This window comes from Duncaniella freteri (assembly GCF_004766125.1).
In the GTDB taxonomy this organism is placed as follows: domain Bacteria; phylum Bacteroidota; class Bacteroidia; order Bacteroidales; family Muribaculaceae; genus Duncaniella; species Duncaniella freteri.
Genome location: NZ_SJSA01000002.1, coordinates 217,829 through 231,085, shown reverse-complemented (window position 1 = coordinate 231,085; position 13,257 = coordinate 217,829). Strand labels below are relative to the sequence as shown.

The window sequence follows — 13,257 nt, the reverse complement described above, 5'->3', positions numbered from 1 at the left end:
GGCAGTCATTTCTTCAATGGCAGCTATTGCTGACGTACCTGAATTGAACATGCCCATCATTCAGACAAAATACACAGCCGACCCCTCTCCAATGCTCCATAACGACACAATATTCCTTTACACATCGCATGATGAAAGCGATGCCGAGGGATTCAAAATGTACGACTGGCTGCTATACACCACAACCGATATGGTCAACTGGCAGGACCGCGGAGCTGTAGCATCTCTCGACAATTTCAAATGGCATGACGGAAAGAACGGAGCCTGGGCCCAGCAGGTGGTGGAACGCAACGGCAAATACTATATGTATTGTCCTATACACGGACATGGCATAGGTGTACTCACCGCAGATTCCCCATACGGTCCTTTCACTGACCCTATAGGCAAACCGCTGGTGTGGCAGAAAGAACACTGGTATGACATAGACCCAACCGTTTTCATCGACGATGACGGACAGGCATACATGTACTGGGGCAACCCCAACCTGTATTGCGTAAAGCTCAACGAGGACATGATTTCATACTCAGGAGAGATTCTGTTCTTCCCAAAGATCACCGACTATCAGGAAGGCCCATGGTTCTACAAGCGAAACGGACACTATTACCTGGCATTTGCATCGACATGCTGCCCCGAAGGTATAGGATATGCAATGAGCGATTCCCCTCTCGGCCCATGGGAATACAAAGGACATATCATGGACCACACTCCAAGGACCAGAGGCAATCACCCAGGAATTGTCGACTACAAAGGCAAGTCATATTGCTTCGGGCAGAACTATGACGTGTTCAGGCTCAAAGAGCACCGCCATGCCGAACGCAGATCCGTATCAGTAGCCGAAATGGAATATAACCCTGACGGAACCATAAAAGAGCTACCCTATTTCCTGGACTGCAAAGTAGCACAGATTGAGCCGTTCAACCCATACCGAAAAGTAGAAGCCGAAACCATGGCATGGAGTGAAGGATTGCAGACCATCCAGAAAAATCCTTGGGGAAAAGAGAAGTGGAACCAGCTCGTCACCGGCATTGACGACGGAGATTACCTGCTCGTGAAAGGAGTCGACTTCGGAAAGGGTGCAAAGGACTTTTCAATATGGGCATCATCCCACCTTTACGGAGGCATAATAGAGATACACGTCGACAGCATGGACAATGCGCCAATCGGCACCGTCAAAATAGGTCACACAAAAGATGAGCTGAGAGAATTCACAACCCCTGTAAAGAAAACCACAGGAATCCATGACCTCTACTTTGTGTTCAGAGGCACAAAGAAACAGACAGGCAATCTTTTCAACCTCGACTGCTGGTCATTCAACCCGCTGTAAATTATAACAACTGAGTCTCACAACAACACTATAAACATCAGCCATAACCACTGCTGTAATATCCATGTGGCTATGGCTGATATTTATATTATAATATGTTAAATACACCTATCCGTTCACGAAACTCTATCAACTATAGCGGCAATCGCACCGTCGCCGGTCACGTTACATGCCGTGCCGAATGAATCCATTGCAATATAAAGGGCTATCATAAGGGCTATGACCTCCTGATCAAAACCAAGTATGGACTGCAACACTCCGAGTGATGCCATGATCGCTCCTCCCGGAATTCCCGGAGCTGCCACCATTGTTATGCCAAGCATCATCACAAAATGTATAAACAGAGGCAGGTCATGAGGCTGGTTATGCATGATCATTATAGCTAACGCACACGCAACGATCTTAAGAGTGCTTCCGCTAAGATGTATCGTGGCGCAAAGCGGTATCACAAAACCTGCCACATCCTCTCTGACTCCCATCCTGATCGACTGGCGCAATGTGACAGGAATCGTAGCAGCGGATGACTGTGTGCCAAGAGCCGTGAAATAAGCCGGAAGCATTGTGTAAAGCATCCTGAACGGGTTACGGCGGGCAAACGGTGCCGCTATGCAGTATTGGACCACAAGCACAAACACATGCAAGAGGAATATAATCCCGATGATCTTAATAAAACTCTTTAGTATCATCCCTACCTCGCCTTCGACTGTCATACATAGGAAAATACCAAAAATATACACCGGAAGCAACGGCAATATGGCAGTATTTATAGTCTTGCTCACTATGTCGCGGAACTCCCCCATGCCTTTTCGCAATGCATTGCCTGACGAAAAAGCTATGCCGAGACCAAGCAAAAACGAGAGTACGAGAGCTGTGGTAACCCCCATCAGTGGAGGCATCTCGACGGTAAACCATGGCGACAGCTTACCGGCACTCTCGGCAACAGCAACCTCAGCCTCTCCGGCTATAAGCCCCGGAAATATGATTGAACCTGTGGTGTACGACACGAGTCCCGCAAACACAGTGAAGCCATAAGCCAAAAGAGCCGTCACGACAAGCAGTCTGCCTGCCCTCGCGCCAATATCACCGATGGCAGGGACCACAAAACCTATGATAATCATAGGGATCATAAATCCAAGGAACTGACCGTAAATGGCATTGAAAGTAGCACAGAGCTCGCCAAGACACTGCGGAGCTATGAAACCGATAAGAATGCCGAGTACAATGGCGATAGCGATACGCGGGAGAAGTCCTAATTTTTTCATGGTATATAAACGTATCTATTTTCTCCAAATAGCCGACGACGCATCCGATGGCATACGCCAGTCCCCACGAGGTGAAAGGCACACCGAGCCGACCTTAGGTCCGTCAGGAAGGCATGAACGCTTGAACTGCTGTTGGAAAAAACGCTTCATAAACGTATCAAGCCATTTTCGGATTGTCGCATCGTCATAATCATACTCCTTAAACGCATGACGAGCAAGGAAATATATACGTTCTGGAGTAAAGCCATAACGGAGCATGTAATACAGAAAGAAGTCATGCAGTTCATATGGACCGACAAGGTCCTCGGTCCTCTGCAAAATCTCCCCGTCAGCCGCAGCAGGGATCAACTCAGGACTGATAGGTGTGTCAATTATATCAAGAAGCAAACCGCGCACACTGTCAGAAGTCGATTGCTGATGCGCATAATAGTTCACAAGATGTCTGACAAGAGTCTTCGGCACTCCGGCATTAACACCATACATCGACATATGGTCACCATTGTATGTAGCCCATCCGAGAGCCAGTTCGGAAAGGTCTCCGGTCCCGAGGACAATTCCGCCGAGACGATTTGACATATCCATTAGTATCTGAGTGCGTTCGCGAGCCTGACAATTCTCATATGTGACATCATGCACTGCCGGATCATGTCCGATATCCGAGAAATGCTGATTGACCGATGCTGCAATAGGAATTTCCATAGATGTCACACCAAGACCTTCCATCAATGCTGTAGCATTATTGTGCGTGCGGTCAGTAGTGCCGAATCCAGGCATTGTGATACCGACAATCCCTCTGCGGTCAAGACCGAGGCGGTCAAAGGTCCTTACGGCAACAAGCAAAGCAAGTGTGGAATCAAGCCCTCCGGAAATACCCACAACAAGAGTACGGCAACCTATGGCATCAAGACGCTTTGCCAGACCTGCGACCTGTATGTTCAATATCTCATCGCAACGCTCATCCATAACAGCAGGATCAGAAGGGACAAACGGATGCGGATCGATATGTCTCAACAATTTATCATCATCGCTCCAATCATATCCTGATGCATGATGCGATATATGGCTATCCGCTACACTTATACCCACAGCCTCATTGACAGCACAGTCTGCAAATGTGGAAGTGTGCATTCGGTCGCGGTCAATAGCCTGTATATCAATGTCGGCAACCACAGTGTTGTGATCCGGTTCCCAACGTCGGTTGCTGGCAATTATCGAGCCGTTCTCTGCTATAACAGCTTTCCCGTCAAACACCAGATCGGTAGAGGACTCACCCCACCCCGCTCCGGCATATGCATATGCACACAAGCATCGGGCTGACTGCTGAGATATCAGTTTCTTAAGATAATCATATTTGCCTATAAGATCATCGGATGCCGAGAGATTGAGTATCACCTGAGCCCCAGCCATAGCCAACCTACACGATGGTGGTATAGGCACCCACAAATCCTCGCAGATCTCGATACCTATCTGTGCGCCATGGCTCCTGAAGATATTGCAATTAGTCAGCCGGCACTTCACATCGCCTACCATAACTTCCCTTTCAGTTGGAAACGGTAACGGACGCCACCATCGACGTTCATAAAATTCATTATAATTCGGGATATAGCTTTTAGCCACGAGCGAGACCTCTCCTTGCTGAACCAATGCCGCACAATTGTACATGGCACCATCCACTCTAACAGGCAATCCTACCACAAAGTCAATCACCCTTACTTCTCTGGAGTAGTCGACAAGACGCGCCAATGCCGCCGCCGCGGCATCAATAAGCATGAAATTATGAAACAAGTCGGCACAGGTATAGCCTGTGAGTGACATCTCGGGAAATACTGCAAGCTCTGTCTTCTGCTTGACCAAGCCATCGAGTTTCTCGATTATACGGCTTATATTGTAGTCCACGTCAGCCACTTTTACATGAGGAGCACATGCGGCAACTCGAAGAAAACCGTTTCTCATCTTAACAGCTAAATTATTTCAAAATTTCTCCAAAGTTAGAGATTTTTTTGCGATATTTGCGATTGTAATCCAATTTTTATGACCCAATACTGTCATTTTCCTCTGCTTTTCGCTTATGGCAGCATATTGCTGTGGACATTGGTGGCGGCCTATGCTCTCATGATCACCACATTGATTGTAGCAGTGCTGAGCGAAAACCGCAATCCTCTCAAGGCCTTGGGGTGGGTAATGGCTCTACTGTTGTTTCCCATTGGAGGGACCATCCTGTATTTTGTATTCGGACGCAGCATGCGTAACGTAAAAATGATTTCACGACGCAACCGCCGCAAGCTGCTCAACTCCGACTCACACCGTCCGCTACCGAAACTAAGCAAGGAACTCTCACCTGACAACCGTCAGCGCGCGATGCTCGGATACTCCGTAGCCGAAGCGATGGTCTATCCGTCCAACAGTGTAAGGATATTCAATGACGGAGGAGAGATGTTCAATACAATGTTTTCCGACATCTCTTCAGCAAAAAAATACATCAACCTACAATTCTATATCATTTCCAACGACAATCTCGGACAGAAACTCGCCGACATACTCATTGAACGTGCACGCGCCGGGATCAGAATCCGCATCATATACGATTATGTAGGATCATTCGGATCTCAGACAGCTCAACTCTTCAACCGTTTAAGGTCAAATGGCATTGAAGTCCACTCATTCTTCCGCATACAATTCCCGGAGAAACTTGGCAGGCTCAATTGGCGCAACCATCGCAAAGCTGTCATAATAGACGGCAGAATCGGGTACATAGGCGGAATAAACGTGGCGCAGAGATATGTCGACGGTGGCATGTTCGGACGATGGCGCGACATGGCCGCACGAATCACCGGTCCCGGAGTTGTAGCATTGCAACACAACTTTGCCATAGACTGGAAATTCATGGGGCATGAACTGCTTACCGATGAAGTGGCTGAATGCGATTGCGACACTGACCATAGAGACACCATCAAGGATGTGATGGTGCAGATCGTAGCCTCAGGGCCCACCAACCGATGGGGGAACACCCATATGCTCTTCATCAAGGCAATATCCGGCGCAAAGAAACGAATCTTTATCCAGACTCCTTATTTCCTTCCGAGCGAAGGACTCCTCACAGCCCTGCAATGTGCTGCGCTTTCCGGAGTAGATGTCAGGCTGATGCTCCCAAGAAAATCCGATTCAGCAGTCCTGACCCATGCATCAGGAAGTTACGTGGAAGAGAGCCTTCTTGCGGGAATAAAGATATATTTCTATGAAGCCGGTATGCTTCACGGCAAGCTCCTGCTTGTTGATGACGATTTTGTGACACTCGGCTCCACCAATTTCGACTACCGGAGTTTCGAGCACAACTTTGAAGAGAATATCGTAATGTATTCCCGTGATGTGAACAATGCAATCGCCGATCTTTACAAGAAAGACATGGAGGACTGCTCCCAGATAAAGCTGAACGAATGGAACCGCAGACCTTCAATGCGAAAAGGAAGAGAGTCTCTCTGCCGTCTGCTCAGCCCGATACTCTAATCAGATAGTCATTTGACATAAAAGTCTATAAGGCGGTCGATGGCACGGATGCAGACCGGGCAGAATGCCGGGGATGTGTTGGTGCGCATACGGCAATCGTTAGCCGGACGGAAAACTCCGCGCGACTGGTATCCCCCACCCTCATATACACCTACAGGATAGCTGGATGACTCCGCCGGAGATGTCGGTATCCTGACGCCTGGAGGAAGCATATCCTTCCATTTTGAATCGAAATCAGTAAGAGTGGTGATATTCTGTTCCCAAGGCTCTACCCCTTTATGGTACAACCCCGCTGCCGGATCATCATAGGAATAGAAATACTCATCGGCAAGCCCTCCGAAACTGTGTCCGAACTCGTGTACAACAACCGGGCGGAAACTTGCATGTCCAGCTGTTGTCAGCGTATAGAAATTGTATATCCCGCCGCCACCGTACTCAGTGGTGTTGGCAAGAATAATGATATGTTCGTAAGGCACGTTTATCAGGCAATCATGCACACGTTTCACATTACGGGTAGTAAGATAGCGGTCAGAATAGAATGTGCTGAAATTCGAACCTGCGGCAGTCGATTTCCACTCCCCAAGTCTGGGCACACTTACTCCGCTGTCAGACGACGGCACGCCTACTGCCACAAAGTTGAACTCATCGGCACGTGACCGGAAAGGCTCATGAGACAGAATCGCATCCACAGCAATCTCAGCAGCCTTATAAAATGAATCCATCTCGGTAGCAGAGTAACCCTCCGAAAGAATCGCAACGTCTATAGCTCTTTCAGGATGGGTGCTTCTGTGAATATAACGGTTAGGATTAGGATTGACATTGCTCCTGTCTACAATAAGAATATCGGAAGGATTGACATTGTGGGACATCTCCACTACTTTTTTCCGATTACTGTCATAAAGCTCCACATCAATTGTCGCAAGCCTCCTTGGCATAGGGACAAGAAAACTATTCTCAAACGAGCGTGCCACCTCTCTGCTCTCAGGCATAGCGAGCCATTCCTGAAACAGTGTTGAAAAAGTTGTGACATAAATAGTGTCGCCCGACTCCTTGTCCCTGACAGTCACACGTCCGTTGCCGGCAAGAGGCATGGACACAAGATTGTTCCTGCGACCCGACCAACCAGGAGTGCGGACCAATCCATCCAATAACACCTGACACTCCGGCTTACCGTCGCAAGAGACTTTTCCACCGAATATATAATCCAGTCGTAAAGTGGAGTCAGCAAAATGCTTCCCAAACTCCTGGGCAAAAGAACTGATGGCTATACAATTTATTATAGCCACAATGATTATTGTTTTTTTCATGGCTGTGAGGGTAAGAGTCAATATATACATTGAGGATGAACCTCACAAAAGCGAAATTCATCCTCAAGTTGTTTTTAACATCGTAATGTTACGAGCAGTTTTTACTCTGCTGCGGGAGCCTCAGCTTCAGCAGCGGGAGCTTCCTCGGTAGCAGCCTCGGCCTCAGCAGCGGCAGCAGCGAGTTCAGCCTTCTTCTTGGCTACCTCTTCAGCCTTAGCTTTGTTCTTGGCCTGCTCAGCCTCAAGGCGAGCCTTGGCATCCTGCTCTTTCTTGTCAGCCATAGAAGCGCGGAACTTGTTGACTGACTCATTCTTCTGGGCTTTCCAGGCATCGAAACGACGCTGAGCCTCAGCTTCGTCGAATGCACCTTTCTTAACACCGCCCTGAAGATGCTTCATGAGCATCACACCCTCGTTAGAGAGAATAGTGCGAACTGTGTCAGTAGGCTGTGCGCCGACGTTTACCCAATACAAAGCACGCTCGAAGTTCAAAGTTACTGTAGCAGGATTAGTGTTCGGATTATAAGAACCTATCCTTTCAATAAATCTACCATCTCGTGGTGCCCTGCTATCGGCGATAACAATAGGATAGAACGCATAGTTCTTGCGACCATGGCGTTGCAGTCTGATTTTTGTTGCCATTAATTAGTGATTTGTATTAGAATTCGGGTGCAAAGGTACAATTTTTCCATCAAGGATACAAGCAAAAGTAAAAGATTTTTCACTAATTTTGCAGACAAAAATAGACATATCCCCCAATTCATTATGAAAAGAGAATGGACAAAGATAAAGGAGTACGATGACATACTCTTTGAAAGATACGGCAAGATTGCAAAAATAACGATAAACAGGCCGCAGGTGTATAATGCGTTCCGTCCTCACACAAATTTTGAGATGCTTGACGCCATGGCTTATTGCCGTGAGGCAAGTGACATAGGCGTGATCATTCTCACAGGTGCCGGCGACAAAGCATTCTGCTCGGGTGGCGACCAGAAAGTAAAGGGCATAGGAGGCTACATTGATGACAATGGGGTACCTCGGCTGAATGTGCTCGACCTCCACAAAGCTATCCGCTCAATACCCAAACCGGTGATCGCGATGGTCAACGGCTATGCTATCGGCGGCGGTCATGTGCTACATGTGGTGTGCGACCTCACCATTGCCTCCGAAAATGCGAGATTCGGCCAGACCGGACCCAAGGTCGGGAGTTTCGATGCCGGCTTCGGATCAAGTTACCTCGCACGCTGCGTGGGACAAAAGAAAGCCAGAGAGATATGGTTCCTATGCCGTCAGTACACGGCAAAGGAGGCGGAAGACATGGGTATGGTCAACAAAGTGGTGCCTTTTGACCGTCTGGAAGATGAGACTGTGGAATGGTGCGAAACCATACTGAGCCGTTCTCCGATGGCTATACGCATGATCAAGAGAGCCCTGAATGCTGAACTCGACGGACAACGCGGCATGATGGAATTCGCTGGAGACGCTACACTTATGTACTATCTCATGGCAGAGGCTCAGGAAGGGAAAAACGCATTCCTTGAGAAACGCACCCCCGACTTTGACCAATTTCCAAAATTTCCAGGATAATGAGAGCCGAATGGCTTAAATACCGTCTCAGCTTCCGCTTCACAGCCATTACCTCTCGTGAGCGGCTTTCCTATAAGGACACCTATTACATAAAGGCGTGGAATGAGTCGTGTCCTGAGGTAATAGGCATAGGTGAGGCAGGGCTGTTCAGAGGATTAAGCTCTGACGACACCCCGGAATACGAAAACATCCTTACGGATATATGCAAAGGCATCAACAGATATGCCAACAACACTGAATCGCTATCAGAGTATCCGTCAATACGATTCGGCATCGAGTCAGCCATCAGGGATCTCATGAACGGCGGCAACCGCTGTCTGTTCCCCTCGGAATGGACTTCCGGGAAAATCCCAATGACGATCAACGGCTTGATATGGATGGGTGATAAAGCGACAATGCGCTCACGCATTGACCAAAAACTCAAAGAAGGCTTCTCTTGCATAAAGGTGAAAATAGGAGGCATAGACTTCAATCAGGAACTTGAATTGCTCTCCTATATCCGCAATCAAGCTCCCGACATAGAGATAAGGCTTGATGCCAACGGGGCTTTCAGAGCAGAAGACGCGCTCAGCCGACTCGACAGCCTATCCCGATTCCGCATCCATTCAATAGAGCAACCGATCCGTCAGGGACAATATGACAAAATGTCACACATCTGCTCACAAAGCCCCATTCCAATCGCTCTTGATGAAGAGCTTATAGGGCTGAACGACAACGACTCACGCATAAAGATGCTTGAGACAATCCGGCCTCACTATATAATCCTGAAGCCTACCCTTACAGGAGGATTCACGGCATCGGACGAGTGGATAGATCTCGCAAAAGAACGAGGCATAGGATGGTGGGCTACATCGGCACTCGAATCCAACATAGGACTGAACGCCATCGCACAATGGATTGCCAGCCACAAACCCGAAATGCCTCAGGGATTAGGCACCGGACAGCTGTATGACAACAACATACCCTCTCCCCTGACACTGAACGGAGAAAAACTGTGGTACGACCCCGACAACAACTGGGACATGCAACACATCATGCATCTATGAGCCATACACTTCACCACGAAAGCATTCTAACCAACGAGGCGGCAGAATTCATTAATGAGTGGAACAACAGCTCCAGATACGTAAAAGCCCACACATCTGGAACAACCGGGACACCCAAAGATATTCTCCTCCTAAAAGATGACATGCGGGCATCAGCCAGAGCCACCATCAAATTCTTCGGCATCAATTCAGGCTCCACCATCATGCTTCCGCTCTCCCCCGATTATATCGCAGGCAAAATGCAGATAGTGCGAGCCATTGAAGCAGGATGCAAACTGATCACCGAACGCCCGTCCTCACATCCATTCCAGTCACTTGAGATCGATAACTGCGATCTGATCCCGATTGTCCCTTCCCAGATTGAAGGGCTGCTTAAGTCACCTATCGCCAATAAGACCCGAAATATAATAATCGGTGGTGCGCCATTATCACCACTTCAGGAGCACACCATGTCTCGCTCAGGCATAAGAGCATTCGCCACTTATGGCATGACTGAGACTTGCAGCCATGTTGCCTTACGGCTCATCGGCTACAACACATACCGCAGCCTCCCGGGATTCATATTTTCCATTGACAGCCGTGGATGTCTTGTGATTGACTCCTCTACCCTATCCTGTGGGAGACTGACCACCAACGATATGGTAAAGCTCATTTCCACTGGTGAGTTTGAATGGCTCGGAAGATACGACAATGTGATCAATTCAGGAGGGATAAAAATACATCCTGAAAAAATCGAAAGAATCCTACAATCAATCTTACCTACCGGAGTAACAGCCTACGTCACATCACGTAAAAGCCAACAATGGGGAGAAGAAGCCGTAATAGTGACCGACAACTGCGCGTTAACAAGCGAACTGCTACAGCGGCTGAGGCCGCTGCTGCCGCAACATCACACACCACATGACATAATACATGTCACTAAAATACAGCACACAACGTCAGGGAAAATAATACGTCAGCGATTCCCCTGACACCATAATTCCTGATAACTAAACCGCGGGCGACGTGAACATAAAAAATCCATTTGTGTTTTTAATATTGACAACCGACTTTAACTGTATTTGTCGAAAGTTCACTTAATTAAAAATCTTTGATTGCAAATTATGTTTACAGAAAAAAGGAGTAGCATGCTTCATGGCATACTGCTGATTGCTCTATTCTCATGCGCCGCTTTCTACATCGGAGAAGCACAAATATTTAAGGAGATATCATTCAGTCCGATGATCATAGGCATCATACTCGGTATGCTTTATGCCAACAGCCTCAGAAACCACCTGCCTGAAACATGGGTGCCTGGAATACAATTCTGCGCCAAGAAGATATTGCGCCTTGGAATCATACTCTATGGTTTCCGACTCACATTCCAGGATATAATCGATGTAGGAGTCGCAGGGATACTGATTGATGTCATAATAGTGTTCGTGACTATTATCGGAGGCGTATATCTCGGCAAACTGTTGAAAATGGACCGCGACATAGCCCTTCTCACATCCATCGGAAGCGGGATATGCGGTGCGGCAGCAGTGCTCGGAGCCGAATCGACAATACAGACAAAACCTTACAAGACTGCTGTAGCAGTAGCAACAGTTGTGATATTCGGCACAATATCAATGTTCATCTATCCTATAGCCTACCGTTCAGGGTTTCTGGGACTGACACCGGATGAAATGGGGATATATGCCGGGGCCACTCTTCATGAAGTGGCACACACCGTAGGCGCAGGCAATGCCATGGGTACAGAGATCTCCAATGTGGCAATCATTGTGAAGATGATACGCGTGATGCTGCTCGTCCCTGTGCTTTTCAGTCTCGGATACTGGATAGCACTACAAGCACCAAAGGCAGGCAACGCATCTGCCTCCAAAGGCAAAGTCGCCGTCCCTTGGTTTGCGCTTGGATTCCTTGCCGTCATCGGATTCAACTCCCTGAACCTATTGCCCCAGGCAGCTGTCGATACCATAAACTACATCGACACATTCCTCCTCACAATGGCAATGGTAGCCCTCGGAGCCGAGACAAGCATTGACAAATTCAAAAAAGCAGGTGCAAAACCCTTTATACTCGCATTCCTGCTATATATATGGCTCCTTGCCGGAGGTTGGGCGTTATCGAAATATATCGCTCCACTATTTTTATAAGCCACATTTCAGCTATTTTTAAGCGTCTGACATATCTGATCTCGAATCCATAGCATGTTTTTCCTGCAATTTTAGTTACATGTTTCGCGATAAATGCTTAATTTTGTAACATTATGGCAAAATTTCAGGTCAACATACTTGGCTGCGGATCAGCTACACCATCGGCACGACATCAACAGTCGTGCCAGGTGGTGGATTTTCGTGATAAATTATTCATGATTGACTGCGGAGAGGGAGCACAATCGGGATTCCGACGCATGGGTCTGAAATTTTCAAGACTAAGCCACATCTTCATATCCCATCTTCACGGCGATCATGTGTTCGGGCTTCCAGGATTGCTTTCCACAATGTCGCTACACGATATTCAAGGGACTGTCACCATACACATATTCCGCGAAGGAGCCGAACTTCTCAAATCATGGATGGATTTCTTCAACCGCCAATGCTCCTTCAATATTGTCTATGACATCATTGAGCCGGGAGAACGCCGAGTGATATATGAGGATTCAGGACTGACTGTAGAAACATTCCCACTGTATCACCGACTTCCATGCTCAGGATTTATATTCCGCGAAAAGCCCAAACTGAGGCATCTCAGAGGTGATATGGTAAAATTTCTCTCCATACCCATATCACTCCTGCAAGGCATTAAGGAAGGAGCCGACTATGTGAAACCCGACGGCATTGTGATTCCCAACGACCGCCTCACAACCCCTCCTGACCCGAGCGTGAGCTATGCCTATTGCAGCGACACCATGTACAACCCTCGTGTCGTCAAGGATATTGCCGGAGTCAACACAGTGTACCACGAAGCTACCTACCACTCCTCACTCACATCCACAGCCAAAGAGAGAGGACATTCCACTGCCTCAGAGGCAGCAACTGTAGCACGCGATGCCGGAGCGTCACGCCTTATTATAGGTCACTTTTCCAAACGCTACATACAAGGCGAGAAACCTCTTCTCGATGAGGCTGCCGCAATATTTCCATCGACAATCCTTGCCAATGAAGGTCTGAGAATAGATCTCGAATAAGACACATATGCTCTGAACCCAACAACAGTTTTAATCATTATTTTTCACAATTTTAA

General features: G+C 47.9%; 11 protein-coding genes. 7 read left to right on the top strand and 4 right to left on the bottom strand.

Annotated features, from left to right (window positions below; genetic code table 11):
• Nucleotides 1-16 precede the first annotated feature (16 nt).
• Complete coding sequence (locus tag EZ315_RS10895; protein WP_242452585.1) at nucleotides 17-1,324, top strand: glycoside hydrolase family 43 protein; 1,308 nt, start codon at nucleotides 17-19, stop codon at nucleotides 1,322-1,324.
• Between the two features lie 116 nt (nucleotides 1,325-1,440).
• On the opposite strand, the gene EZ315_RS10890 is transcribed toward EZ315_RS10895, so the two are convergent.
• Both EZ315_RS10890 and EZ315_RS10885 read right to left on the bottom strand, forming a co-directional pair.
• Complete coding sequence (locus EZ315_RS10890) at nucleotides 1,441-2,586, bottom strand: dicarboxylate/amino acid:cation symporter (protein ID WP_135472105.1); 1,146 nt, start codon at nucleotides 2,584-2,586, stop codon at nucleotides 1,441-1,443.
• A gap of 15 nt (nucleotides 2,587-2,601) precedes the next feature.
• The gene (locus EZ315_RS10885; protein ID WP_135472104.1) at nucleotides 2,602-4,539 is read right to left on the bottom strand and encodes an NAD(+) synthase; all 1,938 of its coding nucleotides are present in this window, start codon (nucleotides 4,537-4,539) and stop codon (nucleotides 2,602-2,604) included.
• Nucleotides 4,540-4,617: 78 nt separating this feature from the next.
• Here EZ315_RS10885 and cls point away from each other — a divergent pair, with 78 nt between their 5' ends.
• Complete coding sequence (cls, locus tag EZ315_RS10880; RefSeq protein ID WP_135472103.1) at nucleotides 4,618-6,090, top strand: cardiolipin synthase; 1,473 nt, start codon at nucleotides 4,618-4,620, stop codon at nucleotides 6,088-6,090.
• Between the two features lie 8 nt (nucleotides 6,091-6,098).
• Here the strand turns inward: cls and EZ315_RS10875 are convergent, their stop codons facing one another.
• Nucleotides 6,099-7,397 carry a M64 family metallopeptidase gene (locus EZ315_RS10875; protein WP_135472102.1) on the bottom strand — a complete coding sequence of 433 codons (1,299 nt, stop codon included), beginning with the start codon at nucleotides 7,395-7,397 and terminating at the stop codon, nucleotides 6,099-6,101.
• Between the two features lie 101 nt (nucleotides 7,398-7,498).
• Nucleotides 7,499-8,038 carry a 30S ribosomal protein S16 gene (locus EZ315_RS10870; protein WP_135472101.1) on the bottom strand — a complete coding sequence of 180 codons (540 nt, stop codon included), beginning with the start codon at nucleotides 8,036-8,038 and terminating at the stop codon, nucleotides 7,499-7,501.
• Between the two features lie 120 nt (nucleotides 8,039-8,158).
• Here EZ315_RS10870 and menB point away from each other — a divergent pair, with 120 nt between their 5' ends.
• From menB to EZ315_RS10845, 5 genes are all read left to right on the top strand, one after another.
• Nucleotides 8,159-8,983: a 1,4-dihydroxy-2-naphthoyl-CoA synthase gene (menB, locus tag EZ315_RS10865; RefSeq protein ID WP_135472814.1), complete on the top strand. Its 825-nt coding sequence runs from the start codon at nucleotides 8,159-8,161 to the stop codon at nucleotides 8,981-8,983.
• Nucleotides 8,983-10,029 carry an o-succinylbenzoate synthase gene (locus EZ315_RS10860; RefSeq protein WP_135472100.1) on the top strand — a complete coding sequence of 349 codons (1,047 nt, stop codon included), beginning with the start codon at nucleotides 8,983-8,985 and terminating at the stop codon, nucleotides 10,027-10,029. Before menB ends, EZ315_RS10860 begins: the two co-directional genes overlap by 1 nt.
• Nucleotides 10,026-11,000: an AMP-binding protein gene (locus EZ315_RS10855; RefSeq protein ID WP_135472099.1), complete on the top strand. Its 975-nt coding sequence runs from the start codon at nucleotides 10,026-10,028 to the stop codon at nucleotides 10,998-11,000. The genes EZ315_RS10860 and EZ315_RS10855 overlap by 4 nt, the downstream gene beginning before the upstream one ends.
• A gap of 132 nt (nucleotides 11,001-11,132) precedes the next feature.
• Nucleotides 11,133-12,167 (top strand): YeiH family protein, encoded by a 1,035-nt coding sequence (locus tag EZ315_RS10850; RefSeq protein WP_161903522.1) that lies wholly within the window; start codon nucleotides 11,133-11,135, stop codon nucleotides 12,165-12,167.
• A gap of 113 nt (nucleotides 12,168-12,280) precedes the next feature.
• Nucleotides 12,281-13,201 (top strand): ribonuclease Z, encoded by a 921-nt coding sequence (locus EZ315_RS10845; RefSeq protein ID WP_135472098.1) that lies wholly within the window; start codon nucleotides 12,281-12,283, stop codon nucleotides 13,199-13,201.
• The last annotated feature ends 56 nt before the right edge of the window (nucleotides 13,202-13,257 follow it).